We start from the raw sequence: 19,448 nt of genomic DNA, 5'->3' as shown, positions 1-19,448 counted from the left end.
AAAAAAGAAGCCCCGCTTTCGCGGGGCTCCCAATCTCTACAACCCGGCTTTCAAGCACCCGGATCAATCAATATCCAGGAAGCTCCGCAGCTGTTCCGACCGGCTCGGGTGGCGCAGCTTGCGCAGCGCCTTCGCCTCGATCTGGCGGATGCGCTCGCGGGTCACGTCGAACTGCTTGCCCACCTCTTCCAGGGTGTGGTCGGTGTTCATGTCGATGCCGAAGCGCATGCGCAGCACCTTCGCTTCCCTCGGGGTCAACCCGGCCAGCACGTCACGCACCGTCTCGGACAGGTTGATGTTGGTAGTGTTGTCGATCGGGGACTCCACATTGGTGTCCTCGATGAAATCGCCCAGGTGCGAGTCCTCGTCGTCGCCGATCGGGGTCTCCATCGAGATCGGCTCCTTGGCGATCTTCATCACCTTGCGGATCTTGTCCTCGGGCATGTCCATTTCCTTGGCCAGCTCCTCCGGCGTGGCCTCGCGGCCGAACTGCTGGAGCATCTGGCGGGAAATGCGGTTCAACTTGTTGATCGTCTCGATCATGTGCACCGGAATACGGATGGTGCGCGCCTGGTCGGCGATCGAACGGGTGATCGCCTGGCGGATCCACCAGGTCGCATACGTCGAGAACTTGTAGCCGCGGCGGTATTCGAACTTGTCCACCGCCTTCATCAGGCCGATGTTGCCCTCCTGGATCAGGTCCAGGAACTGCAGGCCGCGGTTGGTGTACTTCTTGGCGATGGAGATCACCAGGCGCAGGTTCGCCTCGACCATCTCCTTCTTCGCCTTGCGGGCCTTGGCCTCGCCATAGGCCATGGCGCGGCTGATTTCCTTGATCTCGGCCAGGGTCAGGTAGTTGGCCTTCTCCAGGTCGATGGTGGCCTGCTGCTCGGCAATGATCTGGTCCTTCACGTCGCGCAGGGCCGAAGACCACTTCTGCTTGCGCTTGAGCGCGTCTTCCACCCACTCCAGGTTGGTCTGGTTGCCTTCCCAGGAACGGATGAAGTCCTTGCGCGGCATCTTGGCGACGTTGGTCGACAGGTGCAGCACGCGGCGCTCATGGTCCTTGATGTGGTTCTGCACCTCGCGCAGCTGGCGCACCAGCACGTCGGTCAGCGGCAGCGGCAGCTTCAGGGTGACGAAGATCGCGGCGATGTCCTCGCGCGCCTTGGTCACCAGCTTGTGCTCGGCGCCATGCTTGGCATACGCCTTCTTGAACTTGGCCAGTTCGTTGGCCAGGTTCTCCATGCGCGTGGCGACTTCGACCGGGTCCGGGCCGACCGGGCCGGTGTCCTCGTCGGCACCTTCCACGGCGTCCTCATCCTCGTCGTCGTCCTCCGAGGCCTCGGCATCGGCGTCGCCGCCGGCCGCTTCCAGTTCGGCGGCGGCCGCGTCGGCCTCCTCGATCAGGTCGTTGAAGCCGACGATCACTTCGGCCAGGCGCTTCTTGCCTTCCTTGTGCGCTTCATAATCGGACAGCAGCAGCTCCACCGAGGCCGGGAACGTGCCCAGCGCAGCCTGGACCTGGCCCAGGCCTTCCTCGATACGCTTGGCGATGGCGATTTCGCCCTCGCGGGTCAGCAACTCCACCGTGCCCATCTCGCGCATGTACATGCGCACCGGGTCGGTGGTGCGGCCACCCTCGGTATCCAGGGCGGTCAGGGCGGCGGCGGCTTCCTCGGCGGCGGTGTCGTCCACCTCGCGGTTGCCGGTGTTGCCGTCGTTGAGCAGCAGGGTCTCGGCATCCGGTGCCACTTCATGGACGTCGATGCCCATGCCGTTGATCATGCCGATGATGTCTTCGATCTGCTCCGGGTCGACCAGGTCGTCCGGGAGATGGTCGTTAACCTCGGCGTACGTCAGATAGCCCTGTTCCAGGCCCTTGCTGATCAGTTGCTTGATGTCGGATTGCTGGGCAGGACGTTCGTTGGCCATGAGTGCTCGCGCCACCGGCTGGGAAGGAATGAGAGAGAACCTAGCATTATACCAGCGACCGCTCCCGTCTGCCGGATGAGGCGGGGAGACACTGGGCCAGGGCAGACCGCGCGACCTCGTGTCGCCGTCAGGGTCTGAGTAAGAACGTGACCGGGCCGTCATTGACCAGGCTGACCACCATATGGGCGCCGAAACGCCCCGTTTCCACCCCTGCTACGTGTTTTTCGCGGCAGATCGCCACCAATTGATTGAACCCGCGTTCAGCCTCCGCAGGCGGTGCCGCGGTGGTGAAGCTGGGACGCATGCCCGAGGCGGTGTCGGCCGCCAGGGTGAACTGGCTGACCAGCAGCAGGCCGCCTGCGGTATCGGTGAGCGAGCGGTTCATCCGGCCGGCCTCGTCGGCGAAGACCCGGTAGCCGAGCAGACGCTCGGCCATCCGCCGGATCATCGCGTCCGTGTCGCCCGGCTCCATGCCGACCAGGGCCAGCAGCCCCGGCCCGATCCGACCGACCACTTCGCCCGCCACATCGACCTGGGCCTGGGTGACACGCTGGATCAGGGCGAGCATGGCGTTCTTCAAGGTGAGGGAGGCCAGCGAGCATCGTGCAGGCGGGGGCGCATTGTCACGCGCGCGCCGGCCGCCCACGCCACCCGTCTCACCCCGCCAAGACCACCCCGCCCCGCCCGTTTAGAATTCACCGGATGAATGCCGATCTCCGCGCCGGGTGGCTGTACCGGGCCGCCGCCCTGCTGGGCCGCCTGCCGTGGCCCTGCCTCAAGGCCCTCGCCGACGCCATTGCCTGGGTGTGGCGGCACGTGGACGCGCGCGAAAGCCGCGTCGTGCGCCGCAACCTCGAGCTCGCCTATCCCGAACTGACAGCCGCCGAGCGTGCCGCGCTGCATCCGCGCATCCTCCGCTCCACCGCCCGGCAGACCTTCGAGATGCTGCGCACCTGGACCCGCCCGCCGGCCGAGAACCTCGCCCGCCTGCGCGAGCGCCACGGCCAGGACCTCTACGACGCGGCGCTGGCCTCCGGCCGCGGCGTCATCGTCGCCGCGCCGCACTTCGGCAACTGGGAACTGCTCAACCAGTGGCTGGCCGAGCGCGGCCCCATCGCCATTGTCTACCGCCCGCCGGATTCGCCGGTGGTCGATGGCTTCCTGCAGCGCGCGCGCGGCAAGGACAACGTGCGCCAGGTGCGCGCAGAGGGCCCGGCCGTGCGCCAGTTGTTCAAGACGCTCAAGGACGGCGGCGCGGTCGGCATCCTGCCAGACCAGCAGCCCAAGATGGGCGATGGCGTCTTCGCCCCGTTCTTCGGCCACCCGGCGCTGACCATGACCCTGGTCAACCGCCTGGCCGAGCGCACCGGCGCCGTCGTGCTGTACGGCTGGGTGGAGCGGCTGAGCGAGGACCTGGACTTCGCGCTGCATATCGAACCGGCCGAGCCGGCGCTGGCCGACCCGGACCCGGTCGTCGCCGCCACCGCGCTCAACGCCGGCCTGGAGCGCATCGCCCGCCGCGACCCCACGCAGTACCAGTGGACCTACAAGCGCTACACGCTGCGCCCGCCCGGTAGCGGCGAACCCAACCCCTACGCGACCGCGCGCCATCCGCACTGACACGCGATTGCCACCAATCCTGCGACAAGTTGTTGCAGTGCCCTTTTCCACATTGAACGGCCCCTGCCCGCCCCCATCAGGGAACTTCATGGACATCCCGACCTCCGCCCCCCGCCCCGATCCCTTCGGCGATCCCGCCGCCATCCGCTGCGAGCGCGCGGCTTCCGAGCTGCGCGCCGGCCGGCCGGTGGTGTTGCGCGATGGCGATGGGCAGCCCCGCGCGGTGATGGCGCTGGACAGCAGCACCGCGCATTCCTACGCCGCCTTCGCGCAGGCCGCGGGCGGCCGGCACTACCTGCTCCTCACCCCGACCCGCGCGCAGGTGCTGGGCCTGGACGCGCCGCATGGCGCACGGGTGCCGCTGGCCGGCGTGTCCTACGACGCGCTGGCCTCCCTGGCCTACCTGCGCCAGGCGCAGGTACCCGCGCAGCATGACGCCGGCGACGCACTGGATGCCGGCGCGGTGGAGATCGCCCGGCTCGGCCTGCTGCTGCCGGCGATGATCGCGGTGGCCCTGACGCCGGCCGAGGAAGCCGCCTTCGCCGCCTGCCAGTGGCTGCAACTGTCGGACCTGTTCGAAGGCTGCGCGCGCGCCGCCGCGCGTCCGTACGAGCTGGTCACCCGCACGCCCGTGCCGCTGCGCGAGGTCGGCATGAGCGAGTTCGTGGTGTTCCGCGGCGGCGTGGCCCAGCGCGACCAGGTCGCCATCGTGGTCGGCCAGCCGGACCTCTCCAAGCCGGTGCCGGTGCGCGTGCATTCCTCCTGCCTCACGGGCGACCTGTTCGGCTCGCTCAAGTGCGATTGCGGCGACCAGCTGCGCCGCGGCCTGGACAAGCTCAAGGCGCTCGGCGGCGGCGTATTGCTGTACCTGGACCAGGAAGGCCGGGGTACCGGCATCGCGGCCAAGATGCGCGCCTACGGCTACCAGCACGCCGGCCTGGACACCATCGACGCCGACGCCCAGCTCGGCTTCGGCCCGGACGAGCGCCGCTACGGCAGCGCGGTAGCGATGCTGCGCGGCCTGGGCATCGAGCGCATCCAGCTGCTCACCAACAACCCGAGCAAGGTCGAGCGCTTGCGCGCGGCGGGCATCGAGGTGGTCGAGCGCATCCCGGTGACCGGTGAAATCACCCACGAAAACGAGCAGTACTTGCGCACCAAGGCCGCGCGCGCCGGCCATGCGCTGGACGTGGACGCGCTGATCCTCGCCTCGCAGTAAAACGCGGGGCGGTTCCGGCGCCGGTGGCGCCACGGCTATGCTGGGCGCGATCCCACCAGGCGCCTTGCCCGTGTCCGACCCTTCGCCGTCGTCGTCCGACCCCGGTTTTCCTCATCCCTTCCCCCTCGATTGGCAGCCGCTGCCGCTGCGCGGCGCCGTGCTGGCCGGTGCGATGGCCGGCCTGTCCCTGTTGATTCCATGCCTGCTCGTCGGGGGCGGGCTGATCTTGCGGATTGGAGAAGGCTCACCGTTGCCGTGGCCGGCGAGCGCCGGCGTCGTGGCGGTGGTCGCGGTGCTGCTCGCCGCTCTGGCCTATCGCCGCCGCCGCCGCGTGCGCTGGCTGCTCGACGCGCAAGGCTTGGCGGTGCGCCGCGGCGGGCTGTGGCAGTCCGAAACCCGCGTGCCGGCCAGCCGCGTGCAGCACCTGGACCTGCGCCGCGGGCCGCTGGAGCGCATGCTCGGGCTGTCCACGCTGGTGGTACACACGGCCGGCAGCCGCTTTGGCGCGGTGTCCATCGCCGGCCTGGCCGCCGCCGACGCCGAACGCCTGCGCGAGCGCCTGTCGCGCCAACTCGACCAGGACGACGACGCGCTGTGAGCACGCCCGACCTCGACGCCGGCGAACAGCGGCTGCATCCCCTCTCGTGGCTGTTCGTGCTGTTGCAGCAGGCGCGGCAGTTCTTCATCCCGCTGGTGCTGCTGGTGTTCTTCGGCCAGCGCGGCGATCGCGTGGACGGTTACGCGAACCTGGCCAGCCTCGTGGCGATCGGCGTGCTGGTCGGGATCTCGGTGCTGCAATACCTGACCTACCGCTACCGCCTCGGCCCGGACGCGATCCACATCCGCAGCGGCCTGCTCGAACGCAGCTGGCGCGATATCCCTTATGCGCGCATCCACAACGTGGTGCTGCACCAGAATGTGCTGCACCGCATGTTCGGCGTGGCCGAGGTGCGGCTGGAATCGGCCGGCGGTGCGCGGCCCGAGGCGCAGATGCGCGTGCTGCGGCTGGACCGCGCGCTGGCGCTGGAGCAGCGCGTCCGCCACGGCACGCGCACCGCAGCCGATGGCCTCGCCTCGGCAGAGGCCGCCGCCGTCGCGGCCGAGCCGCCGGCGCGCACGCTGCTGCGCCTGCCGGTGCCCGAGGTCATCCGCCTCGGGCTGGTCTCCAACCGCGGCATGGTGGTGGTCGCCGCCTCTTTCGGCGTGCTGTACCAGGCGTTCCCGGAGCGCGCGGTCACCCGCTTCATCACCGACAACGGCGAGGTGGCCTACCGCTACGTCCACGCATTGCATCCCGGGCTGGCGGCCACGGCGATCGCGGCGTTGTTGCTGCTCGTCCTGCTGCTGTTGGCGATGCGCGCGCTGTCCGTGCTGCTGGCGCTGGTGCAGTACCACGGCTTCACGCTCAGCGAGATCGAGCGCCGGCTTACCGTCGAGCGCGGGCTGCTCACCCGCATCCGCACCAGCACCACGCGGCGGCGCATCCAGGCCTGGACGCTGCGCGAGGGCTTCCTGCACCGCTGCCTGCGCCGGCGCCGCCTGCAGGTGGATACCGCCGCCTCGCAGCAACATGACGACCACGGCCGCGCGTTCCGCGACGTCGCGCCGATCGCCACCCCGCAGGCCTGCGATGCGCTCATCGCCGAGCTGCTGCCGCACGCGGCCTGGCCGCCCGCGCAGTGGACCCCGGTGCCGCGTGCCAATGGCTGGCGGCTGGCGCTGCCGGCGCTGTGGCTGCTGCCGGTCGCGGCGATGGCGTCCTGGCATGTCGGCCTGTGGGCGTGGTGGCTGCTGGCGTGGTGGCCGTGGGCGTTGTTCGCCGCGTACCGGCAGGTGGCCCGCATGGGCTGGTCGGTGGATGGCGAGCGCGTGGTCGTGCGCGGCGGCTGGTGGGACCGTTGGTGGCGCATGGCCGAGCTCGACAAGCTGCAGGCGCTGCGGCTGTCGCGCTCGCCGCTGGACCGCCTGTGCGGCACGGCCTCGCTCTGGCTGGATACCGCCGGCGCGCACGCCTCCGGCCCGCCGTTGCGCCTGCGCCTGGTGCCGTTGGCGCAAGCCGAAGCGCTCTACGCGCAGCTCGGCGCGCGGCTGGCGAAGCGCCGCCTGCGCTGGTGACTCAGCGCTGCGCGGGACCCCAGTAGCCCAGGTCCTTGCGGATCTGCAGCCCACGCCACAGCGCACCGAGCGGCTTGCGACGCAGCCGCCCCATCTCCCCGTCGATGAAATCTTCGGTGGCGGCGATCACCCGCTCGGAGGACAGACCATCGCGGTACGGGTGGATCGCATCGGCGTAGCGCACGATCGCCTCGCGCAACGCCGGCTCCGGCGCCAGCGCGCGCGCGAGCATGCGCGGGAGCTGCGCCGGGTCGTCGAAATCGATCATGTGCGGCTTCGGCGCGCGGTTGCGCAGCGTCACCACCGGCTTGTGCTGCACCACGAACTCCGAAACGATCGACGAGGTATCGGACACCAGCACGTCGGCCGCGCGCTGGGCGGCCATCACCTGCTCGGGCTCGACGAAGTGCGCGTTGGCGCCGGCCAGCGCGCGGTAGCGGGCGAACAATTCGGGCGGGCATTTCGGATGCAGGGTCAGCAGCCAGTAGTGCTCGCCGCGCGCGATGTCGGCGGCAATGGCATCGTGCAGCACGGGCGCGGCGCTGAGGCGCTCGGTGAAGGTGGAGCCGAACAGGATCGTCGGCCGTCCCGCCGCCCGGGCGCGCAGCCGGGCGCTCTCGCCATCGTCGTCGCGGAACAGCGGGTCGAGCTTGGGCCAGCCGGTCTCGGCCACGGCAAAGTGACCCTCGCGCTCGGCCAATTCGCGGAAAGGCGCGGTGGTCGCCGGGCCCTGCGTGCAGTAGAGGTCGAACAGACCGCGCACGCGAAAGTGGCCGCGGTTGTCCTCGCGTTTCTCTACGTTGAAGCCATGGAACAGCTGCACCTTCGCCCCGGACAGGAACCCGGGCACCCAGTTGGCGGCGCTGAACACCGCGCGCGGGCGCAGCGCCAGGGCCGCGCGCAGGTCCGCCGACGGCACGCCGTCCAGCCTCGCCCCGCGCGCGCCGTCCTCGAACCAGGCGTGGACGGACTGCCCGCTGGCCTGTAACGCCCGCGCCAGAGGCGCCAGAATAGGCAGGGCGTAACGCTCCGTCGCGAACAGCAGGTACTCGGCCATCTCTATGTCCTCATCGACCGCTCCGTCCGAACGGCCTCGCCTCTCGGCCTGCATTATCGCGTTCAACGAGGCCGACCGCATAAGCGACTGCCTGGCCTCGCTCGCCTTCTGCGACGAGATACTCGTGGTGGACTCGCAATCCACCGATGCCACGGCGGCCTTGGCCGCGGCGGCGGGCGCGCGGGTGCTGCAACGCGCCTTCGACGGTTTCCGCAGCCAGAAGGATTTCGCGGTGACGCAGGCAGCGCACGACTGGGTGCTGTGCCTGGACGCGGACGAGCGCGTGAGCGATGCCTTGCGCGCGTCCATCCTCGCCGCGCGCGACGGCGGCTTCGCAGGCCAGGCGGGTTACCGCTTCAATCGCCTGTCGGACTACTTCGGCCGCTTCCTGCGCCATGGCAACGCCTATCCGGACCGCGTGCTGCGGCTGTTCGACCGGCGCCGCGGCGGCTGGCGCGGCCAGCGCGAGATCCACGAGGCGGCCAGCGTCGACGGGCCGGTCGCCACGCTGCGCGGCGACCTCATCCATTACCCGTACCGCTCGCTCGAACAGCAGCTGGCCAAGACCCAGCGCTATGCCCGGATGATGGCCGAACACGAATACGCGCGCGGCAAGCGCGCCTCGTGGTCGAAGCTGGTGCTGGCGCCGGCCTGGCGCTTCTGGCGCGGCTACGTGCTGCGTGCCGGCTTCCTGGATGGCTGGCGCGGGCTGGTCTATGCCTACGTGCGCGCCAACTACGTGCGGCAGAAGTCGATCATGCTGTGGCTGCTGCAACACGGCCAGCCGGTGGCCGACCCGCCGCGCCCCGAGCCTCAGCCGCGTCGCGCCGACTGAACCTGCGCGGCCTCGCGCGCGGCCAGGCCGATCAGCGCGCCGACGACCGAGACGTAGAAGCTGGCCGTGACCTGGTGGGCGAACATCGACTGGGTCATGCCGCACAGCACGTAGCTGAGCACCACGACGATCCCGGCCGCGGCCGGGCCGCGGAAACGTGCCTGCCCGCTGCGGCGGTGCAGCCGCACCAGCAGCCACAGCGGCACGCCGTACACCGCCAGCAGCAGCGCGATGCCCAGCACACCCTGCGTGGCGGCCCATTCGGCCAGGTCGTTATGCGCGTGGCCGAGGTGGCAGCGCTCCACCCACTGGTCGGTGGCGCAGACGGGCAGGCGCTTCATCGCCTCGTCGAAATGCCCCACGCCCACGCCGGTCAGCGGGTGGTCGAGGAAAGTGTCGTAGGCCACGTGCAGGCGTTCCAGGCGTGCGCCGGCGGAAGAATCGACATCGCCCACTTCGTAGCGCTGCATGTCGCGCTGCAGCTCGCCGATGCGCATCTGGTGGGTGAGCGCCGGCACGGTGAGCACGATCGTCGCGCCGATGGCGGCCACGCCGGCCAGGATCAACAGGCGGGTGCGCCCGTCGCGCCAGCGAGCGCCCATCGCCACGAGCACCAGCAGGCACATCAGCGCCGGCCACACGCCGCGGCTGCCGGTGAGCACGATGGTCACGCAGCCGGCCACCAGCGCCGGCACCACCCACACCCAGCGCCCGAGGGGGCGGCAGAACACCGCCAGCACCATCAGCATCAGCACGATGTCGGCCAGCACGATGGCGTTGGTCCAGCCCTCGGCGCGCGGGTCGCCCCGCGCCACCTGCACCACCGCCAGCGCCAGCGCGGCGAAGATGCCGGTGATCGCGCCGCGCCACAGCCACAGCATGCGCGGCTGCATCGCGTACACCCACAGCGCCGCCCACGGCAGCACGACGAAGCGCGAGCGGTTGTCCACGTCCTTGAGCCCATGCTCGAACAGCAGCACCGACCACAGCGACATCAGCAGCACCGCCACCATCAGCAGGCACAGCGCGCGCAGGTTCACGCCCATGCCGGGCACGCTTTGGCGCAACGCGCGCGCCCCCAGCACGCTGGTGCCCAGCAGGCACAACCCGAACGGCAGCAGGCCGCTGGGCATGGCCACCACGAACGCGGCAAGGGCGAAGATGCCGAACTCCGCCACGCCGCCCAGGCGCCGCGCATGACTGGCGTCGGCCAGCGCAGGCAGTTCCGGTGGCGTGGGATGAAGAATCGTCATTGCAGCCCGGGCAGGATCGGAGAGGCGGCCATCATCGTCAGGCAATTACGAACGGCAGCTAAGTCGCGGCGGCGTGTGAAGGGAAACGGGCGTTGCTTCACATCCCGCGGCCTAAGCGGCGTTGAGGCACGGCCCATGAAAACGATTTTCCGGGCAAACACTACCGGCGGGTGGCACCGGACTGCATCACTCCACATCGACATTGCCCTGCTCGCGGCGTTCACGCGCCAGTTCCTCCGCCGAGGGGATGCAAGGACCCACCACGGCCGCCGCGGGCACCAGCCACCAACGCCGCCGGTTCGCCACCCCGACCACCTGCGCGCGTGCGCGGTCGATACAGGCCTGCATCGCCGGCTCCTGCACCAGCAGCCAGCGCGTTGCGGGCTGCGCGGCCTGCCAGGCCACGGCGCGGCGCAGCTGTTCGTCCCACAGCACCTTGAAGCCGAACGTTACCGCCGGCCGGTCGGCCATCAGCAGGTTCTGCTCCTTCCACGCCACCAGCCCGAGTTCGGCCTGCGGGCCGATGCGGCGCCCGGTCTCGCGCATCACGCCGCGCGCGGAGCTGGAATCGTTGAGCAGGGGATAGCCGATGAGGCCATAGATGACCCACACCACGCCGAACAACGAGAGCAGCGCGAACACCGCGCCGCGCACCCGCAACCACGCCAGCATCGCCACGCCCCAGCCGCCGCAGGCGAGCAGCACCCAGGCCAGGGCGGCGGCGACCGCCCCGTCGGCGCCGCGCTGCTCGAGCAGCCGGCGCTCGAACGCCGGCTCGCCCCACAGCATCGACAAACCACCGGCCAGGCAGACGAGCGACAACACGGCGGTAAACGTCCACAGCAGCCGCTGCGGCCCGCGCTGACGCAGCAGCCCCGGCAGCAGCGGGGCCAGCGCCAGGCAGAACATCGGCAGCGCCGGCAGGATGTAGACGTCGCGCTTGCCGCTGGGGATGGAGAAGAACACCACCACCAGCAGCCACCACGCCAGCGGCAGCAGGTAGCGTGCGTCGCGCCGGCGCAGGCGCCGCCACCACGCCGGGATCGCCCACGGCAACGCGAGGATCACCGGGATCCACATCGTCGCCATGGTGGCGAAGTGGTACCAGAACGGCTGCGGGTGGTCCCAGGACTGCGCGTAGCGCTTGGCGGTCTGCCGGAACAGGATGTCGTTGAGGTAGATGCGATATTCCGGCTCGCCCGACGCCAGCGCGGTGACCACCACCGGCACCAGCCAGGCCGCGATCGGCAACAGGAAAGCCAGCGGCCCCCACCAGAAGCGCGGATCGCGCACGTGCAGCCGCACGCGCGGCCAGCCCGCCGCCGCGGCGAGGGCGGCGGGCAGCAGCATCAGCAGCGCCAGCACGCCCACGCCCTTGGTGATCACGCCGATGCCGGCGAAGCACCAGCCCGCCGCCCACCAGCGCCAGTGCGGGCCCAGCAGCAGGTGGCGCAGCAGGCCGTAATTGGCCAGGGTGATGAAGCACACCACCAACGGGTCGATCTGCGCCTTCTTGGCCTGGAAGGTGAAGTGCAGGGTGAACAGCAGTGCCCACGCCGCGTACAGGCCGACGCGGCGCGTCCACAGCCGGCGGCCCAGGTCGTAGACGCAGGCCAGCGTGCCCAGCGCGGCCAGCAGCGAAGGCAGCAGGAACGCCACGCGCCAGTCGCGCAGCACGGTGTAGAAGGTGGCCTGCAGCCACATCAGCATCGGCGGCTTGTCCGAGTACAACTCGATGCCGCGATGCGGGAAGAGCCAGTTGCCGCTCTCCACCATCTGCTTGGCGACCAGCGCAAAACGCGGCTCGTCCGAGGGCCATGGATCCCGCATCCCCAGGCCCGCGCCGATCACCAGCAGCGCGGTGATGGCCAGCAGCCAGAACTCCCTGGAATTCGTCCTTTTCATGGGGCGCCATGATAGCGGCGCAGATCAGGATGTCTTCAGCAATTTCGCGTAGTAGAAGCCATCGCGCGCCTGCTCGCCGGGCAGGCGCTGGCGGCCGGCACCGGCGGCGTGGCCGAACGTCGCATCCAGCGGCTGCACCGCCACGCCGTCGGTGCGCGCGATGAAGCGCGCGATCTGCTGTTCGTTCTCCCTGCGCAGCAGCGAGCACGTGGTGTAGAGCAGATACCCGCCCGGACGCAGCACGCGCCATGCGGCGTCCAGCAGCCGCGCCTGCACGCCGAGCAACGCGTCCACGTCCTCGGCGCGGCGATGCAGCAGCACGTCGGGCTGGCGGCGCACGATGCCGGTGGCCGAGCACGGGGCATCGAGCAGCACGGCGTCGAACGCCGCGCCGTCCCACCAGCCATCGGGCTGGGCGGCATCGGCGGCGATGACCTGCGCGCCTTCGGCCACCCCGGTGCGCGCCAAAGTCTCGGCCACGCGGCGCAGGCGGCGCGGGTCGATGTCCAGCGCGGTGAGCCGCAGGCCCGGCTCGCGTTCGAGCAGGTGCGCGGCCTTGCCGCCGGGCGCGGCGCAGGCATCGAGCACGCGCAGGCCGGGCGCCAGGTCGAACAGGTCGGCGACCTGCTGGGCGGAGCCATCCTGCACGGAGACGGCGCCGGTGGTGAAGCCGGGCAACTGCGCCACCGGCATCGGCTCGCCCAGGCGCACGCCGTCGGCCAGGCCGTCACCGGCGTGGGCGGCGATGCCGGCTTCGGCGAGCAGGTCCAGGTAGGCCTCGCGCGTGGACTGGCGGCGGTTCACCCGCAGCCACATCGGCGCCGGTTCGGCGCTGGCCTGGAAGATCGCATCGGCCTGCGCGCCCCAGTCCCGGCGTACTTCCTCGCGCAGCCACTGCGGCCAGCCAGCGTCGGCCGCCACGGCCGGCAGGCCTTCGCGCTGGGCGCGGCGCAGCACCGCATTGACCATGCCCGCCTGGCGCGGCCGGCCCAGCGCGCGGCAGGCATCGACGGTGGCCGAGAGCGCGGCGTGCGCCGGCAGCGCGAGCGCGTCCAGCTGGGCCAGGCCGGCCAGCAGCAGGCCCTTGAGGTCGGCGTCTCGGCGGCCCGGCGGGCGCTCCAGCCATTGCGCCAGCGCCGCCTCGTAGGCCGGGCGGCGGCGCAGCGCGGCAAAGCAGATCGCCTCGACCAGCGCGCGGTCGCGCGGTTCGCCCAGGCCCGGCAACACGGCGGCGAATTCGGCCTTGAGCGAGCGCCCCTGGCCGATCACCGCGGCCAGGATGCGCGCGGCGGCGACGCGCGGGGCGACGCCGGCCGGGGCGGGTGCGCCGCTCATCGAGCGAAGCCGGCCAGGTCGCGGCGTGCGTTGAGGTAGTCGGCGGCGGTCACCGGCTTGCCGCCTTCGCGCTGCACCACGCGCAGGCGCAGCACGCCCTCGCCGCAGGCCACGTCCAGCCCCCCGCGCGAAGCGCGCAGCAGGCTGCCGGGCGGGCGGTCGTGGGTTTCATCGACGGCTACCGCGCCATGGATGCGCAGGCGCTCGCCCGCCAGCATCGCCTCGGCGACCGGCCACGGCACGAAGGCGCGCACCTTGCGCGCCAGCGCGGCGGCCGGCTGCGCCCAGTCCAGCCGCGCCTCGGCCTTGTCGAGCTTGTGCGCGTAGGTCACCCCTACGGCCGGCTGCGGCTGCGCCACCGGGCTCAGGCCCACGCGCAGCAGGCCCAGGCCATCGGCCAGTACCTGCGCGCCGAGTTCGGCCAGGCGGTCGTGCAGTTGGCCGCCGGTGTCTTGCGGACCGATCGGGGTGTGCTGGGACAGCAGCACCGGCCCGGTGTCCAGGCCGGCCTCCATTTGCATCAGGCACACGCCGCTCTCGGTATCGCCGGCCTCGATGGCGCGCTGGATCGGCGCGGCGCCGCGCCAGCGCGGCAGCAGCGAGGCATGCACGTTCCAGCAACCGTAGGTCGGGATGGCCAGCACCTTCTTGGGCAGGATCAGCCCGTAGGCGACCACGATCAGGATGTCCGGCTGCAGCGCGGCCAGCTGCGCCTGGGCCTCGGGCGTGCGCAGGGTGTCGGGCTGGTAGACCGGGATGCCGCGCGAGACGGCTTCGAGCTTGACCGGCGAAGGGGTCAGGCCGCGGCCACGGCCGGCGGGGCGGTCGGGCTGGGTATAGACCGCCTCCACTTCATTGTGGCGGGCGGCCGCGCGCAGCGACGGCACGGCGAATTCCGGCGTACCGGCAAAGACGATTCTCATGGACGGCGGGGGCTCCGTGGGGCGGGGGCGCGAGGGCCGGCCGGGAGGCCGGTGCGCGAGTGCCCGTCCCCCCGGTGCGCGTCAGGCGACGTGCTTGCGCTGCTTGGCCAGCTTCTTGCGCACCATCTCGCGCTTGAGCGGCGAGAGGTAGTCGATGAACAGCTTGCCTTCCAGGTGGTCCATCTCGTGCTGGATGCACACCGCCAGCAGGCCGCCGGTGGTCAGTTCCTGCGGCTGGCCCTGGCGGTCCAGGAAGCGCACGGTGATGGTGTCGGCGCGGGTCACGTCGGCGAAGATGCCCGGCACGGACAGGCAGCCCTCCTGGTAGACCTGGCCCCCGTCCTGCGCGGTGATCTGCGGGTTGATGAACACCATCGGGGCATTCTTCTCCTCGCTGATGTCGATGACCATGAAGCGCTTGTGGACATCCACCTGGCTGGCGGCCAGGCCGATGCCCGGCGCGTCGTACATGGTCTGGAACATGTCGTCGAGCAGGGTCTGGAAGCCGGGCGTGGTCACCTCGGCGGCGTCGACCAGGGCGGCCTTGGTGCGCAGCCGGGGGTCGGGAAATTCAAGAATGGGGAGTAGGGCCATGGCGATACCCGAGGTGGGGACGCCGGAACAATCCGGCAAGACGTCCCAATTCTAGCGCCAACGCTTGCGCTTCGCCCCGGTATCTGAACTATAGTGCGCGAACCTGTTGGGGAATCAGGCAGAGCGCAATCATGTTCAACCGAATTCGTACGGTCGTCGCCGTGGCGATGCTGACCGTCGCGACCTACGCCGCTGCCGTGGAAATGGCCGGCGACCACCCGGATACCTATGTCGTCAAGAAGGGCGACACGCTGTGGGATATCGCGGGCAAGTTCCTGAAAAAGCCGTGGCTGTGGCCGGAGATCTGGCAGGCCAACCCGCAGGTGCACAACCCGCACCTGATCTACCCGGGCGACGTGCTGAGCCTGGCCTACCTGGACCGCGTCGGCGTCAAGCCGGGCCCGCGCCAGGAAGCGCCGATCAACGCCATTCCGCTGGCGGACATCGAGCCGTTCCTGAAGAACCTGCGCATCACCGACGAGTTCAAGAGCCTGCCCTACGTGGTGAGCCTGGAGGACAGCCGCCTGCGTGCCAGCGCCGGCCAGGTGGCCTACGTGGTGAAGCTGGACAACGCCCAGGTCGGCCAGCAGTACGCGGTGTTCCGCCCGACGCTGAGCTACGCGCTGCCGCGCCACAACGAAGACCTGCAGCCCAACGGCGATACCCTCGCCGGCTCCGGCAGCCTGTGGAAGACCTACGTCGCCCCGAGCACCCGCCGCGAGTTCCTCGGCTACGAGATGGCGCAGGTCAACGTCGGCACCGTGACCCGCCTGGCCTCGGCCCCCGGCCAGGCCACCTCGCTGCTGCTGCAGGACAGCGGCCGCGAAGTGCGGCCCGGCGACCGCCTGATGCCGCTGGAAGCCCGTCCGTACGACCTGCAGTTCATCCCGCATCCGCCGGCCCCGCAGGCCGCCGAGACCGAACTGCGCGTGCTCGCCGTCGCCGACGCGTTCACCGCGGCCGGCCCGCGCGACGTGATCGCCATCTCCGGCGGCGCGCGCGAGGGTATCGACAACGGCACCGTCTTCTCGCTGTGGCGCAACAGCCGCCGCGTCAACGACCGCGTCGAGCACTCGCTCATCTCGCGCGCCGACGACGGCTTCGGCGGCGGTAGCAGCACCGTCGGCGTGCCGGAGGAATACGCCGCCCACGCGATGGTGTTCCGCACCTTCGACAAGGTGAGCTACGCGCTGGTGATGGAAGGCGTGAAGCCGGTGAAGGTGGGCTACAACGTGCGTCATCCCGACGCGCAGTAACGGCCTTTCCCGATCCGCACTGAAAACGGCGCCCTAGGGCGCCGTTTTCGCATGCGCGCCACGCTGCGCGGATGATCGACGATGCCCTGCCCCTTCGCGCGGAAGAACACGATGCCTGGCTGGCGCTGGTGCTGGCCGGCGGCGCCATCGCGCCGCGCCAGCGCCTGATCGCCGTGCACCGAAGCGCCGCGGCCGCGCGCGCGGCCGGTCCCGCGGCCTGGCTCGCGGCGGGCTGCGACGAGGCCCAGCGCGCCGCACTGGCACGGCCCGCGCCCGACGCCCTGCAACAAGCGCGGCGTTGGCTGGCGGCGCCGGGCCACCACCTGATCGGCTGGGACGACCCACGCTACCCGCCGCTGCTGCGCGAATCGCCCCAGCCGCCGCTGGCCTTGTTCGTGGACGGCGAACCGGCGCTGCTGGCGCATCCCGGCGTGGCCATCGTGGGGAGCCGCCGGCCCACCGCGGGCGGGCGCGACCACGCCGGCGAGTTCGCCGCCTTGCTCGCGCGGGCGGGGCTGGCGGTGGTGAGCGGGCTGGCGGCGGGCATCGACGCGGCCGCCCACGAAGCGGCGCTGGCGCAGGCGCAGGGCCTGACCGTCGCCGTGCTGGGCACCGGGCCCGACAGGCCCTATCCCACCCGCCACGCCGCCTTGCAGGCACGCATCGCCGGCGCGGGCGCGGTGGTGAGCGAATATCCGCCCGGCACGGCCGCGCGCGCCGGCCAGTTCCCGGCGCGCAACCGCATCGTCGCCGGGCTGACGCTTGGCACGCTGGTGGTGGAGGCCGCGCATCGCTCCGGCGCGCTAATCACCGCGCGGCTGGCCGGGGAGGCGGGCCGCGAGGTCTTCGCGGTGCCCGGGTCGATCCACAACCCGATGGCGCGCGGCTGCCACCGGCTGATCCGCGATGGCGCCGTGCTGGTCGAGTCCGCCGAGGAGGTGCTGGCCGTGCTCGGGCCGCTGGCGGCGGCCCATCTGGCCCCCTTGCGCGGCCTCTCCGCAGCCCCCATTGAGAGCCCCGGACGCGATACGGGCCCGCCCCCACGGCCCGCCAACCCCGACTACCAGCGCTTGTGGCAGGCGCTGGGCCACGACCCCATCCCTATGGATTCATTGGTTCAGCGCACCGGATTGACGGCCGCCGCGCTGTCCTCCATGCTGCTGGCCATGGAACTGGAAGGAAGGGTGGTGGTCCGTCACGGCCGCTACATGCGCTACCCCTAGTTTCTTCACCTCCACAGCGTCTCGCGACGCAGGCCGAGGGGCAATGAAAGAGAGCATTCTCGACGTACTGCTTTACCTGTTCGAACACTACTTCAGCGAGGACGCCGACCTCGTCCGCGACCGGGATTCGCTCCAGAACGGCCTGATCCAGGCCGGCTTCAGTCCCTCCGAAATCAGCAAGGCCTTCGACTGGCTCGACGCGCTCGCCGACCAGCGTCCCAGCGTGGCGCAGCCGCGCGTGGACGGCCCGGTGCGCGTGTATCACGGCCCGGAGCTGGACAAGCTCGATATCGAATGCCGCGGCTTCCTGCTGTTCCTGGAACAGCACGGCATCCTGGATGCCGACCAGCGCGAACTGGTCCTGGACCGCGCCATGGCGCTGGACCAGGACGAGCTGGATCTGGACGACCTCAAGTGGGTCATCCTGATGGTGCTGTTCAACCAGCCGGGCGCCGAAGCGGCCTACGCCTGGATGGAAACCCAGATGTTCGTGGACGAGCCCGAGCCCGTACACTGACCGCTTCCACGCAACGGAAGCACAGGGGAAGCGGGCGATGAGCGAGTGGTATTACGCCGAAGGCAACCGGCAGCGGATCGGCCCGCTGCCGGACGAGAACCTGGTCGAGCTGTATCGCTCCGGCCGCATCGGGCTGGATACGCTGGTGTGGCGCGAAGGCCTGGCGCAATGGCGGCCGCTGAGTGATTTCGCCGACGAACTCGCGCTGCCCGCCCCGGCCGACGGCCATCCGCCGCCGCTGCCCTTCGGCGCCGCCGCACCGGGCGCTGCCGCCGCTCCCCCCACCCCTACCCCGGTCGCGCCGCGCAAGGGGCTTTCCGGCTGCGCGATCGTCGCGATCGTGCTGGCGGTGGTGGGCGTGCTGAGCCTTGCGGTGATCGGCATCCTGGCGGCCATTGCCGTGCCGGCCTACCAGGAGTACGTGCTGCGCGCCAAGGTCAGCGCCGGCTATGCCGACGTCGCGCCGCTGCGCGCCGAGGTCGAGCAGTTCCATGCCACCGAGCAGCGCTGCCCGGTGAACGGCGAAGGCAACTTCGGTACGCCGGAGAGCTATGCGCAGCTGCAGATCGGCAGCGTGCGCATCGGTCGCTTCGACAACGGCCATTGCGGCGTGGAAGCGGTGTTCTCGGTGCCGGGCCAAGCCAAGCTGGACGGCAAGGCCCTGTGGCTGGACCTGGACCCCGAGTCGGGCCAGTGGCACTGCAGCTCGGAAATCGACGACAAGTACCTGCCCCACGAGTGCCGCGGCTGAAGCCGCGGCCGCCAACAAGGACACGTTGAACGCGATGACGCAGTGGTTCTACGCCGATGCTGCCGGGATGCAGCAAGGACCGGTCGAGGCCGAGGCGCTGCTGGCCCGCTACGCCGCCGCCGACATCACGCCGGCCTCGCTGGTGTGGCGCGAAGGCCTGGCCGGCTGGCTGCCCTTGTCCGCCGTGGCCGCCGAGTTGGGGCTGGCCGAAGCCGACCTACCCGCAGTGGAGACCCCCGCCGGAGCGGTGCCCCTGCCGGTCGGGCCGGCCGACATCGTCTACGCCGGCTTCTGGCGACGCACGGCGGCCAACATCATCGACGGCTTGGCCGTGGCCCTGGTCGTGCTGCCGTTCACCCTGCCGATGATCTTCGCCGCCGGTTTCGCCACCGAAGCCGGCCACCCGTTCGGGATGTTCTTCGCGCAGTTGGGCGTGCAACTGTTCGTGCTCATCGCCACCGTCCTGTATTTCGCCTGCTTCCACGCCTCGCGGCTGATGGCCTCGCCGGGCAAGCTCGCGGTGGGCATCAAGGTGGTGCGCCCCGACGGCCAGCGCTTGAACTTTGGTCGTAGCGTGGGCCGCGGCTTTGCCTATTACCTGAGCTACTTCACCCTTTACATCGGCTTCCTGATCGCTGCCTTCACCGAACGCAAGCAGGCCCTGCACGACCTGATCTGCGACACCCTGGTGGTGGACCGTTGGGCCTTCACTGACGAGCCGCAGCGGCAAACCCGCGGCCTGGACGTGGTGTCGATCGTGATCCTGGCCATCTACGGGCTGATCCTGCTGCTGCTCCTGCTGGCGCTGGCCGCGGTCGCCGCGATGGCCCTGGCCGGGGCCCTGCACTGAGCGTCCTGGCGCCCGGTCCGGCTTGACACGACCGTGCCCGGCGTGATTCCACTATCGGGA

At 70.7% G+C, this 19,448-nt stretch carries 18 protein-coding genes; 10 read left to right on the top strand and 8 right to left on the bottom strand.

Annotation, left to right across the window (positions count from 1 at the left end):
- Nucleotides 1–63: 63 nt before the first annotated feature.
- Both rpoD and dtd read right to left on the bottom strand, forming a co-directional pair.
- Nucleotides 64–1,935 carry an RNA polymerase sigma factor RpoD gene (gene rpoD, locus P6166_RS07190; protein WP_277763792.1) on the bottom strand — a complete coding sequence of 624 codons (1,872 nt, stop codon included), beginning with the start codon at nucleotides 1,933–1,935 and terminating at the stop codon, nucleotides 64–66.
- A gap of 127 nt (nucleotides 1,936–2,062) precedes the next feature.
- On the bottom strand, nucleotides 2,063–2,503 hold the full coding sequence (gene dtd, locus P6166_RS07185; protein ID WP_277763791.1) for a D-aminoacyl-tRNA deacylase: 441 nt from the start codon (nucleotides 2,501–2,503) through the stop codon (nucleotides 2,063–2,065).
- Between the two features lie 134 nt (nucleotides 2,504–2,637).
- On the opposite strand from dtd, the gene P6166_RS07180 reads away from it, so the two are divergent.
- The 4 genes from P6166_RS07180 to P6166_RS07165 all read left to right on the top strand — a co-directional run bounded on the left by P6166_RS07180 (nucleotide 2,638) and on the right by P6166_RS07165 (nucleotide 6,889).
- A complete protein-coding gene (locus P6166_RS07180; protein ID WP_345781860.1) occupies nucleotides 2,638–3,555 on the top strand; it encodes a lauroyl acyltransferase in 918 nt (305 codons plus the stop codon).
- An 88-nt stretch (nucleotides 3,556–3,643) separates the two neighbouring features.
- On the top strand, nucleotides 3,644–4,774 hold the full coding sequence (ribA, locus tag P6166_RS07175; protein ID WP_277763790.1) for a GTP cyclohydrolase II RibA: 1,131 nt from the start codon (nucleotides 3,644–3,646) through the stop codon (nucleotides 4,772–4,774).
- A 172-nt stretch (nucleotides 4,775–4,946) separates the two neighbouring features.
- Nucleotides 4,947–5,372 (top strand): PH domain-containing protein, encoded by a 426-nt coding sequence (locus P6166_RS07170; protein WP_277763904.1) that lies wholly within the window; start codon nucleotides 4,947–4,949, stop codon nucleotides 5,370–5,372.
- A complete protein-coding gene (locus P6166_RS07165; RefSeq protein WP_277763789.1) occupies nucleotides 5,369–6,889 on the top strand; it encodes a PH domain-containing protein in 1,521 nt (506 codons plus the stop codon). The genes P6166_RS07170 and P6166_RS07165 overlap by 4 nt, the downstream gene beginning before the upstream one ends.
- A 1-nt stretch (nucleotide 6,890) precedes the next feature.
- On the opposite strand, the gene P6166_RS07160 is transcribed toward P6166_RS07165, so the two are convergent.
- A complete protein-coding gene (locus tag P6166_RS07160) occupies nucleotides 6,891–7,946 on the bottom strand; it encodes a CDP-glycerol glycerophosphotransferase family protein (protein WP_277763788.1) in 1,056 nt (351 codons plus the stop codon).
- 4 nt (nucleotides 7,947–7,950) lie between these two features.
- Between P6166_RS07160 and P6166_RS07155 the strand changes: the two genes are divergently transcribed.
- Nucleotides 7,951–8,781 (top strand): glycosyltransferase family 2 protein, encoded by an 831-nt coding sequence (locus P6166_RS07155; protein WP_277763787.1) that lies wholly within the window; start codon nucleotides 7,951–7,953, stop codon nucleotides 8,779–8,781.
- Here the strand turns inward: P6166_RS07155 and P6166_RS07150 are convergent.
- The 5 genes from P6166_RS07150 to def all read right to left on the bottom strand — a co-directional run bounded on the left by P6166_RS07150 (nucleotide 8,760) and on the right by def (nucleotide 14,791).
- Nucleotides 8,760–10,034 carry an O-antigen ligase gene (locus tag P6166_RS07150; protein ID WP_277763786.1) on the bottom strand — a complete coding sequence of 425 codons (1,275 nt, stop codon included), beginning with the start codon at nucleotides 10,032–10,034 and terminating at the stop codon, nucleotides 8,760–8,762. The two genes, P6166_RS07155 and P6166_RS07150, sit on opposite strands and share 22 nt — an antisense overlap.
- A gap of 186 nt (nucleotides 10,035–10,220) precedes the next feature.
- Entirely contained in the window at nucleotides 10,221–11,939 is a 1,719-nt protein-coding gene (locus tag P6166_RS07145) for a glycosyltransferase family 39 protein (RefSeq protein WP_277763785.1), read from the bottom strand.
- 24 nt (nucleotides 11,940–11,963) lie between these two features.
- Complete coding sequence (gene rsmB, locus P6166_RS07140) at nucleotides 11,964–13,274, bottom strand: 16S rRNA (cytosine(967)-C(5))-methyltransferase RsmB (protein ID WP_277763784.1); 1,311 nt, start codon at nucleotides 13,272–13,274, stop codon at nucleotides 11,964–11,966.
- On the bottom strand, nucleotides 13,271–14,197 hold the full coding sequence (gene fmt / locus P6166_RS07135) for a methionyl-tRNA formyltransferase (protein ID WP_277763783.1): 927 nt from the start codon (nucleotides 14,195–14,197) through the stop codon (nucleotides 13,271–13,273). Before fmt ends, rsmB begins: the two co-directional genes overlap by 4 nt.
- Nucleotides 14,198–14,278: 81 nt before the next feature.
- The gene (gene def, locus P6166_RS07130; protein WP_130317256.1) at nucleotides 14,279–14,791 is read right to left on the bottom strand and encodes a peptide deformylase; all 513 of its coding nucleotides are present in this window, start codon (nucleotides 14,789–14,791) and stop codon (nucleotides 14,279–14,281) included.
- 131 nt (nucleotides 14,792–14,922) lie between these two features.
- On the opposite strand from def, the gene P6166_RS07125 reads away from it, so the two are divergent.
- The 5 genes from P6166_RS07125 to P6166_RS07105 all read left to right on the top strand — a co-directional run bounded on the left by P6166_RS07125 (nucleotide 14,923) and on the right by P6166_RS07105 (nucleotide 19,388).
- Nucleotides 14,923–16,047, top strand: a complete 1,125-nt coding sequence (locus P6166_RS07125; protein ID WP_277763782.1) for a LysM peptidoglycan-binding domain-containing protein — start codon at nucleotides 14,923–14,925, stop codon at nucleotides 16,045–16,047.
- Nucleotides 16,048–16,118: 71 nt separating this feature from the next.
- Nucleotides 16,119–17,270, top strand: a complete 1,152-nt coding sequence (gene dprA / locus P6166_RS07120; RefSeq protein WP_277763781.1) for a DNA-processing protein DprA — start codon at nucleotides 16,119–16,121, stop codon at nucleotides 17,268–17,270.
- Between the two features lie 43 nt (nucleotides 17,271–17,313).
- Nucleotides 17,314–17,787: a DUF494 family protein gene (locus P6166_RS07115; protein ID WP_277763780.1), complete on the top strand. Its 474-nt coding sequence runs from the start codon at nucleotides 17,314–17,316 to the stop codon at nucleotides 17,785–17,787.
- A 37-nt stretch (nucleotides 17,788–17,824) separates the two neighbouring features.
- Nucleotides 17,825–18,538: a pilin gene (locus tag P6166_RS07110; RefSeq protein WP_277763779.1), complete on the top strand. Its 714-nt coding sequence runs from the start codon at nucleotides 17,825–17,827 to the stop codon at nucleotides 18,536–18,538.
- 34 nt (nucleotides 18,539–18,572) lie between these two features.
- Nucleotides 18,573–19,388: an RDD family protein gene (locus P6166_RS07105; RefSeq protein WP_277763903.1), complete on the top strand. Its 816-nt coding sequence runs from the start codon at nucleotides 18,573–18,575 to the stop codon at nucleotides 19,386–19,388.
- Nucleotides 19,389–19,448 lie beyond the last annotated feature (60 nt).

Source organism: Stenotrophomonas sp. HITSZ_GD (assembly GCF_029543105.1).
Taxonomy (GTDB): Bacteria; Pseudomonadota; Gammaproteobacteria; order Xanthomonadales; family Xanthomonadaceae; genus Stenotrophomonas_A.
This window is presented reverse-complemented; position numbering and strand designations above follow the sequence as displayed.

Excerpts from the sequence above, each read along its gene's own strand:
- ribA (WP_277763790.1), top strand. The coding sequence starts at position 3,644 with ATGGACATCCCGACCTCCGCCCCCCGCCCCGATCCCTTCGGCGATCCC.
- dtd (WP_277763791.1), bottom strand. The coding sequence starts at position 2,503 with ATGCTCGCCCTGATCCAGCGTGTCACCCAGGCCCAGGTCGATGTGGCG.
- P6166_RS07150 (WP_277763786.1), bottom strand. The coding sequence starts at position 10,034 with ATGACGATTCTTCATCCCACGCCACCGGAACTGCCTGCGCTGGCCGAC.
- fmt (WP_277763783.1), bottom strand. The coding sequence starts at position 14,197 with ATGAGAATCGTCTTTGCCGGTACGCCGGAATTCGCCGTGCCGTCGCTG.
- P6166_RS07110 (WP_277763779.1), top strand. The coding sequence starts at position 17,825 with ATGAGCGAGTGGTATTACGCCGAAGGCAACCGGCAGCGGATCGGCCCG.
- P6166_RS07155 (WP_277763787.1), top strand. The coding sequence starts at position 7,951 with ATGTCCTCATCGACCGCTCCGTCCGAACGGCCTCGCCTCTCGGCCTGC.
- P6166_RS07125 (WP_277763782.1), top strand. The coding sequence starts at position 14,923 with ATGTTCAACCGAATTCGTACGGTCGTCGCCGTGGCGATGCTGACCGTC.
- P6166_RS07145 (WP_277763785.1), bottom strand. The coding sequence starts at position 11,939 with ATGAAAAGGACGAATTCCAGGGAGTTCTGGCTGCTGGCCATCACCGCG.
- P6166_RS07115 (WP_277763780.1), top strand. The coding sequence starts at position 17,314 with ATGAAAGAGAGCATTCTCGACGTACTGCTTTACCTGTTCGAACACTAC.
- rsmB (WP_277763784.1), bottom strand. The coding sequence starts at position 13,274 with ATGAGCGGCGCACCCGCCCCGGCCGGCGTCGCCCCGCGCGTCGCCGCC.
- def (WP_130317256.1), bottom strand. The coding sequence starts at position 14,791 with ATGGCCCTACTCCCCATTCTTGAATTTCCCGACCCCCGGCTGCGCACC.
- P6166_RS07160 (WP_277763788.1), bottom strand. The coding sequence starts at position 7,946 with ATGGCCGAGTACCTGCTGTTCGCGACGGAGCGTTACGCCCTGCCTATT.
- P6166_RS07170 (WP_277763904.1), top strand. The coding sequence starts at position 4,947 with ATGGCCGGCCTGTCCCTGTTGATTCCATGCCTGCTCGTCGGGGGCGGG.
- P6166_RS07105 (WP_277763903.1), top strand. The coding sequence starts at position 18,573 with ATGACGCAGTGGTTCTACGCCGATGCTGCCGGGATGCAGCAAGGACCG.
- rpoD (WP_277763792.1), bottom strand. The coding sequence starts at position 1,935 with ATGGCCAACGAACGTCCTGCCCAGCAATCCGACATCAAGCAACTGATC.
- P6166_RS07180 (WP_345781860.1), top strand. The coding sequence starts at position 2,638 with ATGAATGCCGATCTCCGCGCCGGGTGGCTGTACCGGGCCGCCGCCCTG.
- dprA (WP_277763781.1), top strand. The coding sequence starts at position 16,119 with ATGATCGACGATGCCCTGCCCCTTCGCGCGGAAGAACACGATGCCTGG.